Here is a 19,349-nt window from a genome sequence, read left to right as displayed (position 1 = left end):
AAGATTTACTTTATAAATGGTCTCTGAAAGTGCCAATTCCTAACTTTTTTAATTTGTTTGCAACGGTGCATTCAAGACTTTCTCGATGCGATCGCGCGTTTCTAATAAGTGCGCTTTGGTATATTCATCCTCGGAATTAACCCCCTTAAGTTTTTCATCAAGCTGTTTGAGTTTATACCAAGCTAAAGTACGAGCATCTTCTGGAACATATTCTTTTCGCAATACCATACTAGTCAAAATGTCCAAATACTGACGCTGCAAGGCTCGCCGCAAGCTGGCGATCTTCATCGGTTTAGCTTTTGGTTGGATAACTTCCGTCCAAATACCCGACTGCAAAGTGTCAAATAGTTCTGGCAGAGTCAGTGCTTTTCCTTCGGGAGTTTTGAGTTCAATATCCTTGAGACGAGAGAGGCGATCGCCTGAGAGTAAATCTCGCAACACAGAACCCTGCATCAGTAGCACCAAGTCATGAATAGGAAAATCCAAACGACCAACTTGTGGAGAACTACCCCAATGTCGCCAACGGGAAGGTGCTAATTTATTCAGTAATTCTGGTGAAAAACTGAGGGCATCTTCTGCAAATACATATTTTTGCAGCGTTTCTAAAGCTTGTCGTTGTTCTTCAACTGGTACTGGTTCAAATGGTAAACGGTGTTGCGGGACTCCAGAGACTTTCTCGGAAGGTATTTCACTGGGGTGAATGCGATAGAAAGATTGCCCCCCGATGTATTTTGTGGTGAAATATATTTGCTGGAAATAGTTACCCAATACTGTGCTAAAACGTTCGCTGACATCGCTGTAACTATCACCAGCCATTGGGAAACGCTTATCCAGACGTTCCCACATCACCCGCGAATTATTCAACTGCCACTGAGAATAAAGCAGCACATTACCGCTGTTATCCCAAGCATCAGCTGTGGGGTCAAGATCGTATACATCTTCATCTGTGGAATAACTCAACTCTGGCTTGTAGGATTGTGCAGCAATTTCCTCCAAAATTGGCTTTTCTGCTATAGGAGTTGATGTCTGAATTGTTGTATAGCCGTACTTAATTGCCCATTCATCATAAGGCCCCACCATATTAGGAAAATAATCTCCTTGTTTTGTACCTTGAGGGGCGATATTTGGGGGAATATAGTCCATGACAGAAGTTGTCAGACCTTTATTTTTAGTAATTTCCGTATTATTCATCTCCTCTGGTGGTAGCAGTGTACTACCACGGAAGTTATGACGTAAACCAAGAGTATGTCCAACTTCGTGAGCGATGATTAAACGTAAATATTGATTAATATATTCTTTCACCTGGTCTGGAGTAGCCATAGTATCAGGCAGCAGTGACATCGCCAGTGAACCAAAAGCAAACTGGTTAGCGGCTTCCATCCCGTAGCATAAATCGTATTCGCCTGCCATTTTCGATAAACGACTCAACAATCCCTCTTGCCCTTGCATTTTCTGGGGCACACCATTGTTTTTCGCATCTAAACCATTGGCGCAAAGTAGACGATTTTGCATCAAAGCTGATAAAGTAGTGCGATTTTCTGTTTGGCTGGGTTGGACGATTTTGCGATATTCACTCTTGAGTGCCCGCACAAAGCTAGCATCTACGAGAATGTCTGCATCCAAAATTTCTCCTGTCAATGGGTTAACACGGGATGGTCCCATCGCAAAGTAGCCATCGACTGTATTAATCCAGCGAATCGTGTTGTAACGAATATCTGCCGGGTCCCAGGTAGCATCATCTGGCATTTGGCGGACTTCAATTGCATCCTTGAATCCGGCTTTGAGAAAGGCTTTGTTCCACATAAGAACGCCTTCTTTCATGGCATCGCGGTACTCTAACGGCACAGCGTTATCAATCCAGAAAACAATCGGTTTTTTGGGGTGAGAAATGACTGCTTTCGGGTCTTGTTTTTCTAAATGCCAGCGATTTATGTAGCGGACAAAAGAATCGCCGCGATCGTCGTCTTTGGATAAATCTTGGTAGGCGGTGATGAAATAGCCGATGCGATCGTCAGCAAGGCGCGGTCGATAATCTTGATCGGGTAGTTGGGAGAGACTGTAGTGAACGCGCAGGGTAAAGCCACGGTTGTCAGCTAGCGACGCAAAGCTTGCCACTTCACTGTTGGGTTCAACGCTACCAGAGTAATTTAAAACTGACTCAACTTCTAAGTTTTGGGGAAAGGCTTTAGCAGTACCAAAATATGACTGGTCTGTGCTGGCGGGGACTCCTAAACTTGCAGATAATCCAGCTAAGTCTGTGAGTAACAAATCTCCCAAGTCAATGAGAAGAGTTTTGCGTTCTGGATGAATGCTTTTAATGGAAATGTTGTAGAGAACAGAGTCACTAAAAGATCGCGTCAGCGATCGCACCTGGGGATCTCCCTCACGAGTGCGAAAATTCACATTGCGGATGACAAAGTGTAGTTTATCATCCACCCGTTGGAAATAAAACAAAAAATCTTGCAGAGGCATACCACTGTAAATACCTTGTTCGCCAATGCCCGATTCCAGGGTTGCCGTAGCTAGGTAATTTTTATTAAGTTGTTCTGGTTTAATTTCTAGATAAATCTTATTCTTTTCTTTATTGCGATAAAGTGTGAACAATCCCCCTGACTTTTGGGTGTTTTTAATTACTTCGTTAAATGGCTCTAAATCATCCTTTGCTGCTGGTTTAGCACTAGTATTGGGCTTTCCATCCGGTTTTTCTGCGGGTTTGGCAACTTGTAAAAATGGTTGCTGACCTACTTTTTTCAGGTTTTCTACTATCCAAATAAACGGTTGAGGCTGTACGTGTTTATTTTGATTAACTACCCAAACTTGCCCTGACGGTAGCCTCTTCTGAGGAATATTAATGTCCTTTAATGATAAGGCTGAAATTTTCGTTGAAGAAGTTTCTGTCGATAACTTACTATTGGATTTATTTTCACTTCTAGCTGTAACGACATCTTCTACAACAATATGCTTGGCTGTATCAACATTGTTAACAAACGGTGACTTAGCACTAGCTGTCGCTATCCCTAAAAACAAACTATGTAAGAAAATCATATAAAAGGTTAATCTGTTCATCGCATTCATGACCTGATAACAATCTCTCGTTAATTTTTAACTTTTGCAAAGGCAAATAGCCTGCCCTCTGCCGATTATCTCTCTTAGCTGCTTTATATTAGGCAACAAACTTTCAAGTTTAATTTTAGTTGCCATTTTTCAGCTTTGTTGTGCTGTTTTAGTGTAGGATTTTTCCTAACAATTGTATCTCCAACAAACAGTAAGTATGATTTTTACATCAGACTAGTAAATTTTTTGGAAAAAAGTATAACAAATTAGCCAAAGCATGGAATTACTTGATTTTTGAAAGAATTTTTAAGTTAACACTTTGTTTACATCATGAGAAGAAGCTTAAGGCTATTACAGGTGAGCCAAAAGCCGCCATCCAACAACGTTGTTGGCAAATTCACCAGAAGTAGCCCGCCGTAAACATCGCTAACTCATGATTTTTTTACTATAGTATTTATTTATACTATTGATTGTTGGGAATGAAAAGCAAACTAGCATAAAAAAGTTTTTAATTCAGGATTATCAAAAACAGTTATTTAAATGTAACAACGGAAACAGAAATGTCAACATATTTATCTCAAGTCTGGCAGCTGCTGAGAAATTATGTGAGGGGTACAAGGTTACAAGAGATGCCAAAGACCACATCGCCACAAACTGAAGCAGTTTTACCTCTAGGAAAAAATATTAAAGAACCAGACAAAAGGGTTAAATTGGCTCAAGATAATTTGCAGGAATATTTCTACTCTCCAAGACTGCAAAAAAGCTTAGAAAAATGGACAATACCAAAGAACGGTTTGAGTTATCAGATAGACGATCGCACATTGGGAACTTTACCCACTGGGTTTTACTTTAGAGTATGCGATCGCCAGATGCATGAAGAGATTTACGATTTATTGGGCAATGGTGCCCTGAAACCTGAAATAGTCAAGCAACTAATGGAATTGGTTGTGACTGGTCAAAAAATCCGCCCAAAATTGCTTTTTTGGCGGCTAGAAGATTTTTATCGTCGCTGGTGTCAGGGAGAATTTATCGATGGCACACCAGATGATAACCTGCCTCAGAAAACAAAGTTAAAGCTAGCGGCACAAAATATTGCGATCGGGTTGAGACAGGTAGACATATATACAGGACTAAACGTACTGATTTTATTATTAGAGTTACACCGCTACGCCCAAGGGCGAGATGAACTCAAACAAAAAATCACCTTTTATCCATCTGCCCAACCGGACACAGACAATTTTTTCACATCCCAACTGCTGCGGATTATCAATTATAGCGATGCCCTGGAAATTGGCAACTTTAGCAGTATAGTTGGACAATTCCTTAAAGGCGGTAACTTTCGCAATGCTTATCTCGGTGATGCCAACCTTACAGGGGCAGATTTTAGTGGTGCTGACCTAAGCCTTGCTTATCTCGGCGATGCCAACTTAACTGGCGTAAACTTCAGCGGTGCTAACCTTAGCGGTGCCAACCTCGGCGATGCCAACCTCAGCGGTGCCAACCTCAGCGGTGTTAACCTCAGCGGTGCCGACCTCAGTAGCACCAACCTCAGCGGTGCTAACCTTAGCTGTGCCAACCTTAGCCGTACCGACCTCAACCGTGCCGACCTTAGCAATACCAACCTTAGCCGTGCCGACCTTAGCCACGCCGACCTCAACCGCGCCGACCTTAGCAGCACTAACCTCAGCCATGCTGACCTAAATAATGCCATCCTTTTCGGTGCAAATCTGAGTGAAGCCAATCTTAATAGCGTCAGCCTTAGCCATGCCGACCTTTGCCGCGCCGACCTCAGTGGTGCTGATTTGAGTTACGCCATCCTCAACGGTACTAACCTCAGTGACACAATTCTTTTCAGTACCAACCTCAGCAATGCTATCCTTGTTGCCGCAGACCTCAGCTATGCCAAACTTAACGGTGCCAAACTTAATAATGCCAGACTTAATGGTGCAATGTTCTTAGGTGCCGACCTCAGCGGCGTAGACCTGAGTCAGGTGATTCTCAACGAAGCTGATCTCAGCGGCGTGAGTCTCAACGACGCCGATCTCAGTGGTGCTGACCTCACCGACGCCATCCTCTTTGGCACAGACTTCAGCTATGCCAACCTTAACAGTGCTAACCTCAGTGGCAGTAACCTCAGTGGTGCTATCCTCAACGGCGCGGATCTTAGCCATAGCAACCTCAGTTACGCCATTCTGGGTGGTGCAGACCTTAGCGACGCCAATCTAGAAGAAATGATCTGGGGTAAAAAGCAGCAGTGGGAAAGTGTGCGGGGATTAGAGACAGCAGTTAATGTACCGGAGGCGTTGAAGGAAGAACTGGGACTGAATTGAGATGAGGCAGATGAGGAGAAAGGTAAAACCCAAGCTTGATGCGATCGCCTTTCCTCTTCCTCCGTTCTTCCTTCATGTCCTCTGCGCCTCTGCGGTAGTCTGCGGCAAGCCGCTGCGCGTCTACGTCATTCTTCCCACACCTATCAACCCCAAATTTGACACTAAACTCTAAATAATACCAATTTGAAAAAAGAATGCAACAAATAGACCATTTGTAGAGACACGATTCATCGCATCTTTATCCAAGGATGTGTTGCAATCATTAATTGAATTGGTATAAGCAGTAATTACGCGAGTCCCAGTGAATGAACAAGCGTTTATCGCAAATCTCAGCCAGAAGAGTTGGGGAGATATGGACTGGGATGAAAATACAAACTGGGAAAATGTGGAAGGACTTGATACAGCAGTGAATGTGCCAGAAGCCTTAAAGAAACAGTTGCGGCGGAGTTAAGAAGAGGTGGAAGCAAAGGAGGCTTTCCCTACTTGACTTTTTTCACATCACTCTAAATTGTCACCAATAAACGTTATCAGCAAAGAAAGTCACCATCAGAGCAGAAAGCCCCCAGATGAATCCAGGGGCTTGGGTAATTTTGGTTGCGATCGCTATAAAGCGGGCGGGTACGCGATCGCAATCTGCGGTAAATGCACTCTAAAATTCTTAATTAATTACGGTGATTATTGCTGTAGTGAACCCTTGTACCTGCCCACAGCAACTTCTCCCGTAGCGTCTGATAGTAGGAATTGTTCTCGCGCAAAATAATAAATTTAGCCCGACACTCTGCCATCCGTACATCAACACGGTGTCCGGGCCAAATTGAAGTTCCCAAAACCCCATCTGTCCACAGCTTGGTACTCAAATCGTAATCACCCAAAGGCCAAATACTCACCACAGAACCAGGGGGTAAAACGAGGGGACGACTAGAAAGGCTCATTGCACAAATAGGAGTGATGGTAAGCGCCTCCATACCATCATGCATAATTGGCCCATTCGCAGAAACAGTGTAACCTGTGGAACCTGTAGGAGTGGAAATAATCAACCCATCCCCGACGTATTGATCGACTACCTCACCATCGATTTCCATTTCCAGAATTGAGGTGATCATTCGGTCAGCGGAGGCGGGTTTGACACAGAATTCATTCAAAGCCAGGTAACGTTCACTCACTGGTTCCAAGTTAGATCCATGACCCTCATACACCGCAGCTTGCAACATCATCCGTCGTTGGATAGCATAGCGATCCTCAAACAGCCGATCCCAAACTTTCTCTGTATCCTGAAACTCTTCCACTGACTCAGTTAAAAACCCCAGATGACCTCCTACATTCACTCCCAGAATTGGGATGCCAGCCGGGGCTAAATGTCTAGCACTAGTTAAAACAGTACCATCGCCACCGAGTACCAAAGCGAGATCGATTGGTTGACCCGCCGAAGCCAAAAAGACTGGATAGGGGTTGTCTTTCGGCCCGCTAGGTCCCATCAACACTTGGCAATCGCGACTTTCTAGTTGTTTCGCACAGATTTCTGCCCATTCTTTACTCCGGGCATCCCGCGCTTTATAAGCAATGATTACCTGCTTGAGTTGCACGCACAATTACCACTTCAGGAGATTAAACTGCTCCATATCGACGGTATCGCGGTTGCGATAAATGGCGAGCACGATCGCTAAACCCACCGCCGCTTCGGCTGCGGCCACGGTAATCACAAATACTGTGAAAACCTGACCCTTAATTAATGTTGAGTCGAGGAAGTTGGAAAATGCCATTAAATTCAGATTAACAGCATTGAGCAGTAATTCAATTGACATCAGCACCCGCACAGCGTTGCGGCTAGTAATTAAACCGTAAATGCCGATGCAGAATAAAGCTGCTGCTAGTAATAAAAAGTACTGGAGTTGCATGAATCTGAGTATCCCTCCTGAAAAAACTGGCTGTTTCTCTGCAACTGAGGTCGCAAATCTTACTCTTTGGTTTCGCTAGTTGTTGATACTAGTTCTCTGGGGCGTTCTTGCAAAGTTAAAACAGTTTGCCCCAGTTTGGATGGTGTCAACAGGTCTGGCAAATACTCGCGACGTGCCAAAATAATTGCTCCTACCATCGCTATCAGCAGCAAAATGGAAGCTAATTCAAAAGGTAGTAAAAAGTCAGTGAAGAAATGTTCTCCAATCAAAACTATAGAACTTTCGCCACCCGCTACAGGAGGAGTTGAGTACGCCCAAGGAGTAGCCAGCACCATCGTACTTAAAAGACCAAACAATCCTACACTGACTACACCGGTAAGTACTTTACGCACCCAAGAGTTAGGAAATGCTACAAAATTTTGCCGCTTGTTCACCAACATAATGGCAAACAAAATCAGCACGTTAACCGCCCCAACGTAAATTAGTATTTGTGCAGCCGCAACAAAATCAGCATTTAGCAACAGGTACATTCCCGCTATGCTGATGAACACACCCCCCAGCAAAAAGGCAGAATAGACGATGTTGGAGAACAGCACCACACCAATGGCTGCCCCAATCATCATCACGCCCAGTATGCCAAGTGATACTAACTGTACTCCTTCTGCTAGATTCACTGTTTTTTGTCCTTAGTCAATTGTCATTGGTCATTAGTCATTAGTCATTGGTCATTGGTCATTAGGAAAGGACAATGGACAAATGACAAATGACATTTATTTTTCTGTTTGTTCTACCAAGTCTTCTGGACGCGCACCCGCACGTGGCGCATCTGCGGGCAGTCCGTGGGGTTCGAGGACGCCTTTGGGTAGGTAAACTAGTTCGCGCAGTGGTGTAACCATTGGATCATCTGTTACCTTATAGGGCAGACGACCTAGCGCCACACTGTCATAGTTCAATTCATGGCGATCGTAAGTGGAAAGCTCATACTCTTCTGTCATAGATAGACAGTTAGTGGGGCAAAATTCCACACAATTACCACAAAAGATACAAACTCCAAAGTCAATGCTGTAGTGGTTGAGTTTTTTCTTTTTACTGGCTTTGTCGAATTCCCAATCTACTACAGGTAGGTTAATTGGACAAACGCGAACGCAAACTTCGCAAGCGATGCACTTATCAAATTCAAAGTGAATCCTACCGCGAAACCGTTCGCCAAGAATTAGTTTCTCGTAAGGGTACTGTACAGTAATTGGACGCCGCCGCATGTGGTCGAAGGTGACAGAAAGTCCCTGACCAATGTAACGCGCAGCTTGTACCGTTTCTTTGGCGTAATCACCAACTTGTTTTAGGAACTTTAGCATTGTGTTTCACTCTCTCTTTTAGATTTTTGATTTTGAATTTTAGATTTTAGATTCAATCCAAAATCTAAAATCTAAAATCTAAAATTGGTTCATCCGCCAAAAGCGAAGGGAAAGGCTAGTTTCAGGGCGGCGGTTAATAGGAGATTAACCAAACCAACTGGCAACAAAAACTTCCATCCTAAATCTAACAGTTGGTCAATCCGTACCCGTGGTACTGTCCAGCGCAACAGGATGGCGACAAACACTAGTAAATAGGCTTTGAACACGGTCATGATGATACCCAAAGCCGCAGTTACTATCTGGAACACAGGATTTACTTCACTGACTCCCAGCCAACCAGCGATGAGATTAAGGGGAATAGGAAAGTCCCAACCGCCCAGGTAGAGAATTGCTACTAGTAAGGAAGAAAGGATTAAGTTAACGTATGAACCCAGGTAGAACAGACCGAATTTCATGCCTGAGTATTCAGTCTGATAGCCTGCGACGATTTCTTCTTCCGCTTCGGGTAAGTCAAAGGGTAATCGTTCGCATTCAGCGAGGGCGGCTATCCAAAAGATCAGAAAACCAATTGGTTGTCGCCAAATGTTCCAACCCAGAATGCCGTAGCCAGATTGCTGATTGACAATATCAACGGTGTCGAGGCTATTAGACATCATAGCGATCGCTAACACCGCCAGCGCCAAAGGAATTTCATAACTAATAGATTGCGCTGCTGCCCGCAACCCCCCTAAGAGGGAGTATTTATTATTAGATGCGTAGCCAGCCATTAACAAACCGATGGGTTGAATACTTGACAAGGCAATCCACAAGAATACACCCATACCCACATTGCTAATTACGATATTCTGTCCAAAGGGCACAATCAGGAACGACAGAAACACCGGAATTACAACAATAATTGGGCCAAGGGTAAACAGCCAGGGGTCAGACTTGGCTGGTACTATATCTTCTTTAAATACCAGCTTCAGACCATCCGCTACAGGCACCAGCAACCCAAAAGGCCCCTGGTATTCTGGGCCAATTCGCTGCTGTGCAGAGGCAGAAATTTTCCGTTCTAGCCAAGTAGCAACTAATACCCCCACTGTTGCCCCAATCAGCATCAGTATCATTGGCAGCGGCATCCAAATCGCTTTGGCTGTTCCTGCTGGTATACCTAAATCCCGGAGGGATTCAATAAAAGTTCCTTGGAGGTCAATTCCTGAATTCATGTTTCCGCTCTTTAAGACATCGAGTCATGGTGAGTTACAACTATTAGTTAAATTAATACCTGTAAATTCACCCATTTTTAATTTTTGCTGTGATGACGCCCGATTGAAGATTTGTTGGCAATTCCCATGCCTAGTATATCGTTGGATGGTTTGACCACCCTGAAGCGAGATGAGAACTTCTACTTATGGTTGGCATTGAGATTGACTATTGAGCAGACGCGGGGACAAGGAGACAAGGGGAAAAATTATTGAACAAATCTTTCCCTTGTCTACCTTGTCTCTTCTTCATGCCCAATGCCCATTTACCGTTGGTCAATGGGGGTATAAGTAACTTCGTGATGACCGTTGTAAACCTGTGTAGGACGGAAAATCCGGTTTTCTGCTAGTTGTTCTTTCCAGTGGGCTAACCAACCGGCAACACGGGCGATCGCAAATATTGGCGTAAACAAGTCTGTGGGAATCCCCATCTTCCTATACACCAAACCGGAATAAAAGTCAATATTAGGATAAATCCCCTTGCTACCGAGTTTTTCCTCTACCACTCGTTCCATTTCTTGAGCAATGTCATAGAATTTGTCATGGCCAAACTTCTCAAACAGTTGCTCTGCTAGTCCTTGTAAAATTGTGGCTCGTGGGTCTTTAACTTTATAGACACGATGTCCAAAGCCCATAATCTTAGATTTAGTTTCCAGACAATGCTCTATGTAGGGACGGACATTTTCCACAGAGCCAATTTTTTCCAACATCTGAATTACTTCTTCATTGGCTCCACCATGCAGAGGCCCACCCAAAGTTCCGACGGCACTAGCAACCACAGCATAAGGATCAGTTAAGGTGGAAGCTGTCACCCTGGCACTGAAAGTGGAAGCATTCATTGTATGCTCGACCTGAAGTATCAAGCAGATATCAAAAACTCGCGCCATCAGAGGATCGGGTTCTTTCTCATCGAGCATGTATAGAAAGTTGGCGGAGTAGTCTAAGTCATCACGGGGACGTACCGGATCATTGCCTTTTCGCATCAGTTGGAACGCTGCTACCATTGTGGGAATGGTTGCTATCAGGCGCACCACCGAATCTCGAATATAGACAGGATTATGTAAATCACGGAGCGAATAAAACAAGCCTAAAGCAGCAGCGGAGGCTTGCAAGGCATCCATTGGATGACCGCTTTCTGGAAAGCATTTCATCATGTCCCGAATGCGGTATTTTATCCGTCGGTGGTAACGAACTTCATGCTCAAATGTTTCCAGTTCTTCTTTGCTTGGCAGTTTACCCCAGATTAAGAGATAAGCAGTTTCTAAGAATGTACTTTTTTCTGCTAATTCCTCAATCCTAATGCCACGATATTCTAGTATTCCCTTTTGCCCATCAACATAGCTGATACTTGATTGAGCGGCGGGAATGCCTTCTAAACCAGGCTTGTATTCGCACACCATCATGGCAACACCATTCGCTTTGTGAAATATCTGATCAAGCTAACTTACCAGAAATTTATTGTCGCCATAACAGTAGCCGTTCTAACAACAATTGGAAATGTTGAAAAACTGTTATAGCAGGTACTTGGGTGGTGTCAACCAAAACATCTGACTACGACCCAGAGGAGAATCAGTTTCTGGTAGTTTTATCCCAATCATACCTGCTTTTTTCAAGACTAAGCTTGCTTTGACTTCTCCCCACAGGAGAATTTCAGCCCAACTGGTCAAATCAGGTTCGTGTCCAACCAGCGCTAGTTGGGTATTTTGGGAATAATTTCTTGGTTCTAACCAGTCTTTTAGCCAACTAGAAATTTGACCATCGTGGGCGAGGTGGCTAGATTCCTCTAACTGGGAGCTTAGTTTTTCTGCTATCAGGATTTCAGCCGTTTGGCGGGCCCGTACTAAGGGACTGGTAAGAATTAAATCAAAGTTTAAACCTAATTTAACAAGTTTCTGGGCAACTTTCTCAGTTTTTTGCCTTCCTTCTTTGGTAAGGCTGCGCTCCTCATCCTTGATGCCTAATCCCTTGTCTTCGGCGATGCCATGACGAATTAAATATAGTTCCATACTTTGTATTGTGAGTGATCAGTTAGGCTGCTCTTAGGCAATGTTAGAACGCTATCCACCACTTAGCAATCTGTCATACTCTGGATGCGATCCAATCCAAAACCATACAAAATTATCATCTTCTTTTACAGCAAGCGCCCGATAATATATACCAATACGCACTGACCAAAACTGACTGACTTTTTTGAAATGCAATGATGGATATTTGGGATCTTCCCGAAGAAACTCGTAACATCGATCAGCAAGCTCTTGGATATCAATTGGTAACTGGCGATAGTAATACCAAAAATCTGGGGTTGCTCGATGTTTCACAGGTCAGTGCAACGCCCTTCTCGCAGATGTTTGAGTGCTTTCTGTGCCAATGCATCTAACCGACCTTCAGCCACATCTTTTTCAATCTGTTTATCCCAAGCTGCTGCATCGAATTCTGCAAACCAGGTACGAAATGCGGCGAGATCCTCTGGTGAAAGTAGACTAACAGCGAGTTTGACATTTATAACCTGTTCGTCGTTTACGTTTAATTCCTTCTTTAGTTTCTCATTTCTTATTAATTCTTGCGCTAAAAGAAGGCTTGTCTGATTGATTAAATTTTTCCTTAATTGTTCTCGTTTATCCAAGGATGCTGCATCAAATTCCGCAAACCAGGCACGAAAAGCAGCTAGATCCTCTGATGAAAGTTGACTAATAGCGAGTTCGACTGTCCATTTTCCTAATAATTCACGAACCAAATTGTCAAAATTATGTACAGCTGGCAAATTTAGGTTTTCAATATATCCGTGAGCAAGACGATTCCAAACTTCAAAACAAGCTTGAGCAAGGTCAAATTGAGAGATTGATAACTCTCCCAAGGAATACAGATGTCTTAGTAATCCTATAACGGGGAAACGTTCAATAGGAATTGACACATCGACTGCTCGCTTTCTTAAAGCCCCCTCAAATATACTCCACAGAAAAAGAAAAGCAGGCTCAATTTCATCATTTTCAATAAGCTTATGTGCTTGGATAAACCGATCGGTTAGCTCTTGCCATGAAAGAAATTGTTCGGATGTTCCAGGTAATGACTTGGCTTCTATGTCTTCAAGCGTTACCAATAAAAAATGCCAACCTGGATGCGTACTAACTTCCTCTGCTAAAGCTTGTAAACGATCAACCGACAGACGGTTGAGGCTGTTTTTTACTTCAATTACCAAACCCGAACCGTCTTTAATAGCAATTAAATCTGGCTGGTAGTTACCCAAATCAAATGGTAATTCATCTGTTTTGAGTTCAGTTAAAACATGAAATCCTTGACTTTCGTACTTCTCTGCCAGAGATTTCACTTTTTCATCATATAGGATTTTAGTATTGTTAGTCATAAGTATTTTTCCAATGGTTGAGATTCACTTACTTTTACATAAACACACTCTTGACCTGTGATGACAGCACGCTGTAATAAGGAAGGTAGACTTTTAATCTCAATTGGGTCAGACATAAACCGACGATGGCTTTCTACATCTGATACCAAACTATCATCTTCAAAAACTAAGCCTACAAGTGCATCCTGAATCGGCTTGATAATATTATCGGTATCAGCCGGAAAATCATCACAAAGATAAACTAGCGTCAGTTGTAAATCACCTTGTTTAATGACGCTGCGATCTTTCCAAACTTTTTGAGCTTCAACGCGCACAAAATTCTTCCATGCCTGAAGGTTTTCTTTTTTCTTTGTCTGTAACGAAACAGGTCGTCTGGGAATGAGAAATTCAAAAGGTATTATTCGCATCCCAAGTGCATATCTTTATAATTAGTTAAGAAAGTTACAGCAATTTTCACAGATGATTACTCATCATATTGAGCATATCTACACTTATACAAAAATTCTACATGGTTATTCGTTAGGGTTAGGATAAAAGTCTAAGTCTAAAATCTCATCGACAGAAAATGGACAAGCGATCGCAAAGTTATCCTCTGATAAACTCGTTTCCACCATTGCCTCTCGCCGCGCTCTTTGATAGGTAGTATTTATCCACTCGGCATCATTTAAAAAATGCCGCAAGCTAGGACTTTCTTGCAGCAATTCATCTATATTCAGTCGCTCACGGGTAATGGTCACTTGCCAACTGTGACTACGACGTTCTGGTTGATACTTCCACTTCAACAAATGCGATAAGATTAACCGCAACGCACTTTGCAACGCCCGCTGTTGACTCTTACCCAAGTCCACCACTTCCTCAATTAAGTGTTCTAAATCCAGGGTGTCCCACTGATGCGATCGCAAAAGCTCTGCTGTCTGCTCTACCCAAGCATAAAAATCTTGCTCATACAGAGTTTGTAAGATTTGGAGTTTTATAGACTTCATGGCGCTCCTTCTTCACAAATAAATAGGTAGGCGCAAGTTAACTTTGATTTAGTTCAGCATTCGTCATAAAACCCAAATTCCCGACTTTTATCAAAAATCGGGAAGGGATGCTATCTGAACAAACACTTTGACTGCTGCATTGGTTAGGAGTTTTCCGCGTCTCCTTGAGTTCCCTCTACTCCGACTGAATCGGATTATCTCTAGGATTAACTAACCTCAACAGTTTTTGCTTAATTTGAGCGTCGAATACTTCCCATTTCATTTTCGCATAAGCAGAATTTTCGTTGCTGCCAGATAAGAAGCCCATTGGAATTTCAAAGCCGCCTGCGCTTGTTCTTCCACCGCCAAAAAAGCGCCCTGCACTATCTTGTCCAAAGGCTTCTTTGATGAATTCATCGGGGTCAAGAGTGAGTTTGCTGGTTCTCAGGGAGCCAATGACTATTTCTAATTCTTCGTCTTCATCGTGAACAATGCCATAAACTACGGCGGTGTGGACATTTTCTTCGGTGACCAGAAAATCAGCCGCTTGGGGGATGGCATCACGGTCTTCGTAGCGTAAGTAACCAACACCAGCAATGGAAAAGTTATTTTGGACGATGCGGTTTTTGAGCGATCGCTCGATCACATCCATTACCCGCTTGGAACGGTTGGCCTGTAAAATGGCATTCAGCAGTTGGGCGTCATAAAATCGGCTTAAATACGCCGCTGCCATAAAATCTTCTTCTTGCGCTTGCATGAGCCGATTTGTATCCGATCGCAAGCCATGCATCAAGGCAGTAGCGCATTTGACGTGTTGATTTATGCTGCTATCTAATGCTAATAATCCTGTTTGGAGATATTGAGTAAAAATTGTTGCCGTCGCTCTTACATAAGGACGAATATCCTCAAACTCTGATTGCAGATCGCCTTGGATACTGTGATGGTCGATGAGTACCACTAGGGGAATTCCAGCCTGCTGCATCGCTGACAGTAGTTGCGAAGTGGTTCCCTGGTTGTCAATTAATACAAAACCTTGATAAGATGACAAATCTTTGGTTTTCAAGGTTTGCGTTGTCCAGCGTTGGATAGGTAAATTAGTCAGCCTTACCAAGGCAATATTTTCTTGATGGCTCAATGCGCCAGCATAAATGATTTCACATTTGATATCATATTGCTGGGCAATTAACTGATAAGCCCAGGCACAGGAAAGGGCATCAGGGTCAGGAAAATCTTGCAGAATTACCAGTTGGCGATCGTGTCGGTGTGCCAAAAGGGTTTTTTGCAGTTCTTCTGACTTTTGTTGTGCCAGAGAATTACCACGCTGACTGAGATATATAGCCCCATCACCTACCGATGGCGGTAATGATGGACTTTTAAATGCAACTTCCACTGGGGCTTTCTCGATTTCAGGTTCCTCTGGGTTTGGCTCTGTGGTCAATGACAAACTCTCAAACTGAGTAACGGGAGAATTAAAGTACATAGGGAACTTTTTTAAAGTGTGAGGCTCCTTTAATTCAGAAATACTACGAGCAGCAATTCACTGAATTTAGCCACATTATTATGATCTTCGCAAAAATCTGAAAACATTGCACTATACATCTAAGTATATTTCTTGTCAGTAACAGCGCTCAACAATCAACTAATTTCCACTAAAGGGCATACAGCAAAGAAGTTTAGGATATCGGGCTGTATCTGGCAGCATAAATATGTTTTAGGAGTTTTGTTCTCTTTCGTAAATTGAATCAGGGGGATTTTTATCTAACTTAGGGTATACTTTCTATCTTATACTTTAGAATTAGTCCTTGATATTTGAATATTCTTATGCTTAATATTCTCATTATTGTGACTATTGAGCAATTAACAATTATTTTTGATTAACAAGGCGTGTTTCCTATAATATCCTTTGAAAATTCTGAAAATTTAGAGTAAATTCCAATGGAAAAGGGCAAAATACAAGGGGAATAAAGAGCAAAGAGGAAACATATATACATACAACAAATTTAAAAGCTTGATAGTTGATGCAATCGCCTTCGTTGCCAGCCATATAGCTACCAATTTTTTAACACTCGATAACTAAAGTTATTGGCTATCTCCCAAAGAAAGAGGGTATTTCTTCTTTCTCCTTTGCTCCTCTGATTTTTTGCTCAAAGACCTATAACATACTTTTGCCACTCTGTATGCAGTCCACTCTTAAGATGTTTGCTGACCTCGAAATAGAGGCTGCTATAAGGTTGGCGCGGGGGATGACGCAAAGGCATGTGAGCTTCGTGGGGAGTCCGACTGCCTTTTTTGACATTGCAACGGACACAAGCGGTAACAATATTCTCCCAAGTATCGCCTCCGCCGCGCGATCGCGGTATTACATGATCTAGTGTCAACTCATCCCCTGTGTAACCACAGTATTGACAGGCATGACCATCACGGTGCAATATATTTCGGCGAGTTAGAGGGATTTCTTTATAAGGAACGCGTACATAATGACGCAACCGGATCACGGTCGGCAACGGGAAATCCGTATACAGAAATTTACCGTTGTGTTCCACGCGTTCTGCTTTGCCCTTGATTAAAAGAACTACAGCACGACGCCAACTCGTTATATTGAGAGGTTCGTAAGAGGCGTTTAAGACTAAAACCTTCCCCATTATTTGCGCTCAGGGTATGAGTTTTACAATATATTAACACAAATACACCCTGCTAGGGAGATGACAAGAAATTATACTTTCGGGAGAATTTGGAAATTGAGTTAAGAGTGAGGAGTTAGGAGTTAGGAGTGAGGAGTTAAGAGTTGGAAAGTCAGATTTATTACTTGATTAAAAGGTTTACGTAGACTGACGTAATCGCGCAGCGTCTCGTAGAGAAGAACGGAGCGAAAAGTTGAGTCTTAAGATTTACTTCTAACTCCTCACTCATAACTCTTACTTTAGCGCCGCAACATCTTGTATCAATTCCAATCTGAAGGTTAAACTTCCTATTTAATCTGATCTCGCTTTTAGGAGCGTGTATAGATAGATAACTTGCAAGTTTAGCCGTGGCGGGATAGGAGTCAGTACAAATGTTAAGTCGCAAACAAATCCCTGGTGTAGTTCCTAATCAGCAGTGCGATACTTACGCGTGGTTTTCGCAACGAGCTTGGGTAGAAATTGATTTAGAGGCGTTGTCGTACAATGTAAAGCAACTGATGCAGTTTTTATCGCCGCGTACCCAGTTGATGGCAGTAGTAAAAGCTGATGCCTATGGACATGGAGCAGTAACAGTCGCTCAAATTGCCATCCAATCGGGAGCTAGTTGCCTGGGAGTGGCTACAGTTCCAGAAGCTATTCAATTGCGAGAAGGCGGGATTCAAGCGCCCATTTTGATTTTAGGGGCAACTCATACGCTAGAGCAGATTCATGCGATCGCCCAATGGAAACTTCAGCCCACACTCTGTAGCCCTAAACAAGCTTTAGTATTTTCTGATACTCTGGAATCGATGAATCATGGTTCTCCAGTGCCCGTACACATTAAATTAGACACAGGAATGTCTAGATTGGGAACTAATTGGCAGCAAGCTGGCGAATTTGTGCAATTAGTGCAGCGATTACCACATCTATCTATTGCCAGTATTTATTCTCATTTGGCAACAGCAGACGATCCCGATCCGACGGCAATGGAAGAACAGCATAAACGATTTGAGGATGCGATCGCCCAAATCAAAGCAATGGGAATTGAACCACCTTGCTTGCACTTGGCAAACTCAGCTGCTGCACTCACAAATCCGGCATTGCATTACGACATGGTGCGAGTAGGTTTAGCTGTTTACGGACTTTATCCAGCACCGCATTTACAAAATGCGATCGACCTCAAGCCTGTTTTGGAACTTAAGGCACGAGTTACCCAAGTCAAAACAATTGCCGCAGGAACTGCTGTTAGCTATGGCCATCAATTTATTGCCCCACGTGAACTTCGCCTCGCCGTCGTGGGAATTGGCTATGCTGACGGTGTTCCCCGCAGTCTTTCCAACAAAATGCAGGCGTTAATTCGCGGTCAGCGGGTGTCGCAAATTGGGACAATTACAATGGATCAGTTGATGCTGGATGTGAGTGCCATACCCAATATCCAAGAAGGAGAAGTAGTCACTTTACTAGGGGAACAGGGAAAAGAACAAATTTCAGCGGACGAATGGGCAGAAGAATTAAACACTATTTCTTGGGAAATTCTCTGCGGGTTCAAGCATCGTCTGCCTCGTGTTGCAGTTATGTAGCTGGGCACTTGTACTGAGCGAAATCGAAGTATGGGGCATAGGAAATTAATGTCTCCCTTGTCCCACATTTTCCCTTTCCATAAATAATTTCTTATGGTATTATAGAAAACTGATGCGGATATGGCGGAATTGGCAGACGCGCTAGATTTAGGTTCTAGTTCCGAAAGGAGTGAAGGTTCAAGTCCTTTTATCCGCATTTTTAATTGTCGAAAGCTGCATAAGCCAACAGGCTCATGCAAGAAATCTATGAATTAATTCATCCTCAACTGCAAGCAGGAAAATCAGTAGAGTTAGATTCTACTGTGGTAAGAAGATTATTGTCTGTGTTTTTTAACAAAACAGAATTCAGGAGTCAGGAGCCAGAATTCTGCAATTGAATTCTGTATTCTCATTCTTCTTCAAGATTAATTTTCTGTATAAATTCAGCCTTTGATTTTCAAAAAAATTAGATCGTTCCGCTTCGGTACACTCAAAAAGGGTAAAGAAAATAAGAGTAAAGGGCTAAAGAGTCCTCCCAACAGCGCAGGCTACACGAAAACCAATATAGTAGTTGAAGTTGTCGCGCACCGCCCAAATGATGTTGAAGCGGGACGCAAAACGGCAGTACAGAAGATAGTAGAGCCAGGAACCGCCCCGCAGAATACAAGACTGATTATCATTATATATCCATGCACTTCCATCTCTAGGCGCTCCTTTATAGCTGCCATGCCAAGTATCTTGACACCACTCCCAGACATTCCCGTGCATGTCGTATAATCCAAAGGCGTTGGGTGGAAAACTGCCTACTTCTATTGTTTCTCTACGATTTTTTCCTTTTGGCTCAGAAGCGTAAGTAGAATTTCCATCGTAGTTGGGGACTTGCAAGAAAATAAGATCCCAATCAAACTGGAGTAATCGTGATATCCCAT

Annotated in this window: 19 protein-coding genes and 1 tRNA gene; 5 read left to right on the top strand and 15 right to left on the bottom strand. The window is 43.1% G+C overall.

What is annotated here, in order from left to right; translation table 11 throughout:
- Positions 1–48: 48 nt before the first annotated feature.
- Entirely contained in the window at positions 49–3,066 is a 3,018-nt protein-coding gene (locus HWQ40_RS03875) for a zinc-dependent metalloprotease (protein WP_292775072.1), read from the bottom strand.
- Positions 3,067–3,614: 548 nt separating this feature from the next.
- On the opposite strand from HWQ40_RS03875, the gene HWQ40_RS03870 reads away from it, so the two are divergent.
- Both HWQ40_RS03870 and HWQ40_RS03865 read left to right on the top strand, forming a co-directional pair.
- Positions 3,615–5,384 carry a pentapeptide repeat-containing protein gene (locus tag HWQ40_RS03870; RefSeq protein ID WP_292775071.1) on the top strand — a complete coding sequence of 590 codons (1,770 nt, stop codon included), beginning with the start codon at positions 3,615–3,617 and terminating at the stop codon, positions 5,382–5,384.
- A gap of 301 nt (positions 5,385–5,685) precedes the next feature.
- Entirely contained in the window at positions 5,686–5,835 is a 150-nt protein-coding gene (locus HWQ40_RS03865; RefSeq protein ID WP_292775070.1) for a hypothetical protein, read from the top strand.
- 211 nt (positions 5,836–6,046) lie between these two features.
- Here the strand turns inward: HWQ40_RS03865 and HWQ40_RS03860 are convergent, their stop codons facing one another.
- The 5 genes from HWQ40_RS03860 to nuoH form a co-directional block, all read right to left on the bottom strand.
- Positions 6,047–6,967 (bottom strand): NAD(+) kinase, encoded by a 921-nt coding sequence (locus HWQ40_RS03860; RefSeq protein ID WP_292775069.1) that lies wholly within the window; start codon positions 6,965–6,967, stop codon positions 6,047–6,049.
- Between the two features lie 6 nt (positions 6,968–6,973).
- Positions 6,974–7,279, bottom strand: coding sequence for an NADH-quinone oxidoreductase subunit NuoK (gene nuoK / locus HWQ40_RS03855; protein ID WP_006199065.1), 306 nt, complete (start codon positions 7,277–7,279; stop codon positions 6,974–6,976).
- Positions 7,280–7,338: 59 nt separating this feature from the next.
- On the bottom strand, positions 7,339–7,953 hold the full coding sequence (locus HWQ40_RS03850; protein WP_292775067.1) for an NADH-quinone oxidoreductase subunit J: 615 nt from the start codon (positions 7,951–7,953) through the stop codon (positions 7,339–7,341).
- Positions 7,954–8,049: 96 nt separating this feature from the next.
- Positions 8,050–8,634, bottom strand: coding sequence for an NAD(P)H-quinone oxidoreductase subunit I (gene ndhI, locus HWQ40_RS03845; protein ID WP_273763572.1), 585 nt, complete (start codon positions 8,632–8,634; stop codon positions 8,050–8,052).
- An 89-nt stretch (positions 8,635–8,723) separates the two neighbouring features.
- Complete coding sequence (gene nuoH, locus HWQ40_RS03840) at positions 8,724–9,842, bottom strand: NADH-quinone oxidoreductase subunit NuoH (RefSeq protein ID WP_292775066.1); 1,119 nt, start codon at positions 9,840–9,842, stop codon at positions 8,724–8,726.
- A 126-nt stretch (positions 9,843–9,968) separates the two neighbouring features.
- Between nuoH and HWQ40_RS03835 the strand changes: the two genes are divergently transcribed.
- On the top strand, positions 9,969–10,094 hold the full coding sequence (locus HWQ40_RS03835; RefSeq protein WP_292775064.1) for a hypothetical protein: 126 nt from the start codon (positions 9,969–9,971) through the stop codon (positions 10,092–10,094).
- Between the two features lie 50 nt (positions 10,095–10,144).
- On the opposite strand, the gene HWQ40_RS03830 is transcribed toward HWQ40_RS03835, so the two are convergent.
- The 8 genes from HWQ40_RS03830 to HWQ40_RS03795 form a co-directional block, all read right to left on the bottom strand.
- Complete coding sequence (locus tag HWQ40_RS03830) at positions 10,145–11,281, bottom strand: citrate synthase (protein ID WP_292775063.1); 1,137 nt, start codon at positions 11,279–11,281, stop codon at positions 10,145–10,147.
- Positions 11,282–11,389: 108 nt separating this feature from the next.
- Positions 11,390–11,884: a phosphohistidine phosphatase SixA gene (gene sixA, locus HWQ40_RS03825; RefSeq protein ID WP_292775062.1), complete on the bottom strand. Its 495-nt coding sequence runs from the start codon at positions 11,882–11,884 to the stop codon at positions 11,390–11,392.
- Positions 11,885–11,935: 51 nt separating this feature from the next.
- Positions 11,936–12,196 (bottom strand): hypothetical protein, encoded by a 261-nt coding sequence (locus tag HWQ40_RS03820; RefSeq protein WP_292775061.1) that lies wholly within the window; start codon positions 12,194–12,196, stop codon positions 11,936–11,938.
- Positions 12,193–13,239: a hypothetical protein gene (locus HWQ40_RS03815; protein WP_292775060.1), complete on the bottom strand. Its 1,047-nt coding sequence runs from the start codon at positions 13,237–13,239 to the stop codon at positions 12,193–12,195. The genes HWQ40_RS03820 and HWQ40_RS03815 overlap by 4 nt, the downstream gene beginning before the upstream one ends.
- The gene (locus tag HWQ40_RS03810; protein ID WP_292775058.1) at positions 13,236–13,646 is read right to left on the bottom strand and encodes a RusA family crossover junction endodeoxyribonuclease; all 411 of its coding nucleotides are present in this window, start codon (positions 13,644–13,646) and stop codon (positions 13,236–13,238) included. The genes HWQ40_RS03815 and HWQ40_RS03810 overlap by 4 nt, the downstream gene beginning before the upstream one ends.
- A 105-nt stretch (positions 13,647–13,751) precedes the next feature.
- A complete protein-coding gene (locus HWQ40_RS03805) occupies positions 13,752–14,222 on the bottom strand; it encodes a DUF29 domain-containing protein (protein ID WP_292775057.1) in 471 nt (156 codons plus the stop codon).
- A 175-nt stretch (positions 14,223–14,397) separates the two neighbouring features.
- Complete coding sequence (locus tag HWQ40_RS03800) at positions 14,398–15,681, bottom strand: bifunctional oligoribonuclease/PAP phosphatase NrnA (protein WP_292775055.1); 1,284 nt, start codon at positions 15,679–15,681, stop codon at positions 14,398–14,400.
- Positions 15,682–16,345: 664 nt separating this feature from the next.
- Positions 16,346–16,843 carry an HNH endonuclease gene (locus HWQ40_RS03795; RefSeq protein ID WP_094349059.1) on the bottom strand — a complete coding sequence of 166 codons (498 nt, stop codon included), beginning with the start codon at positions 16,841–16,843 and terminating at the stop codon, positions 16,346–16,348.
- 410 nt (positions 16,844–17,253) lie between these two features.
- On the opposite strand from HWQ40_RS03795, the gene alr reads away from it, so the two are divergent.
- Positions 17,254–18,441: an alanine racemase gene (gene alr / locus HWQ40_RS03790; protein WP_292775053.1), complete on the top strand. Its 1,188-nt coding sequence runs from the start codon at positions 17,254–17,256 to the stop codon at positions 18,439–18,441.
- 114 nt (positions 18,442–18,555) lie between these two features.
- A tRNA-Leu gene (locus HWQ40_RS03785) sits at positions 18,556–18,637 on the top strand.
- A 305-nt stretch (positions 18,638–18,942) separates the two neighbouring features.
- Here HWQ40_RS03785 and HWQ40_RS03780 read toward each other — a convergent pair.
- On the bottom strand, positions 18,943–19,349 hold a 407-nt coding region (locus HWQ40_RS03780), incomplete at its 5' end, for a formylglycine-generating enzyme family protein (protein ID WP_292775052.1).

This window comes from Nostoc sp. NMS9 (assembly GCF_017114995.1).
Taxonomy (GTDB): domain Bacteria; phylum Cyanobacteriota; class Cyanobacteriia; order Cyanobacteriales; family Nostocaceae; genus Nostoc.
Note: the sequence above shows the minus strand (reverse complement) of the source record. Positions and strands in the feature narration are given on the sequence as shown.

What these genes read in the sequence shown, in the direction of transcription:
- HWQ40_RS03795 (WP_094349059.1), bottom strand. Translation starts at nt 16,843, where the DNA reads ATGGGGAAGGTTTTAGTCTTAAACGCCTCTTACGAACCTCTCAATATA.
- ndhI (WP_273763572.1), bottom strand. Translation starts at nt 8,634, where the DNA reads ATGCTAAAGTTCCTAAAACAAGTTGGTGATTACGCCAAAGAAACGGTA.
- HWQ40_RS03875 (WP_292775072.1), bottom strand. Translation starts at nt 3,066, where the DNA reads ATGAACAGATTAACCTTTTATATGATTTTCTTACATAGTTTGTTTTTA.
- alr (WP_292775053.1), top strand. Translation starts at nt 17,254, where the DNA reads ATGTTAAGTCGCAAACAAATCCCTGGTGTAGTTCCTAATCAGCAGTGC.
- HWQ40_RS03870 (WP_292775071.1), top strand. Translation starts at nt 3,615, where the DNA reads ATGTCAACATATTTATCTCAAGTCTGGCAGCTGCTGAGAAATTATGTG.
- nuoK (WP_006199065.1), bottom strand. Translation starts at nt 7,279, where the DNA reads ATGCAACTCCAGTACTTTTTATTACTAGCAGCAGCTTTATTCTGCATC.
- HWQ40_RS03800 (WP_292775055.1), bottom strand. Translation starts at nt 15,681, where the DNA reads ATGTACTTTAATTCTCCCGTTACTCAGTTTGAGAGTTTGTCATTGACC.
- HWQ40_RS03830 (WP_292775063.1), bottom strand. Translation starts at nt 11,281, where the DNA reads ATGATGGTGTGCGAATACAAGCCTGGTTTAGAAGGCATTCCCGCCGCT.
- HWQ40_RS03810 (WP_292775058.1), bottom strand. Translation starts at nt 13,646, where the DNA reads ATGCGAATAATACCTTTTGAATTTCTCATTCCCAGACGACCTGTTTCG.
- HWQ40_RS03815 (WP_292775060.1), bottom strand. Translation starts at nt 13,239, where the DNA reads ATGACTAACAATACTAAAATCCTATATGATGAAAAAGTGAAATCTCTG.
- nuoH (WP_292775066.1), bottom strand. Translation starts at nt 9,842, where the DNA reads ATGAATTCAGGAATTGACCTCCAAGGAACTTTTATTGAATCCCTCCGG.
- HWQ40_RS03835 (WP_292775064.1), top strand. Translation starts at nt 9,969, where the DNA reads ATGCCTAGTATATCGTTGGATGGTTTGACCACCCTGAAGCGAGATGAG.
- sixA (WP_292775062.1), bottom strand. Translation starts at nt 11,884, where the DNA reads ATGGAACTATATTTAATTCGTCATGGCATCGCCGAAGACAAGGGATTA.
- HWQ40_RS03805 (WP_292775057.1), bottom strand. Translation starts at nt 14,222, where the DNA reads ATGAAGTCTATAAAACTCCAAATCTTACAAACTCTGTATGAGCAAGAT.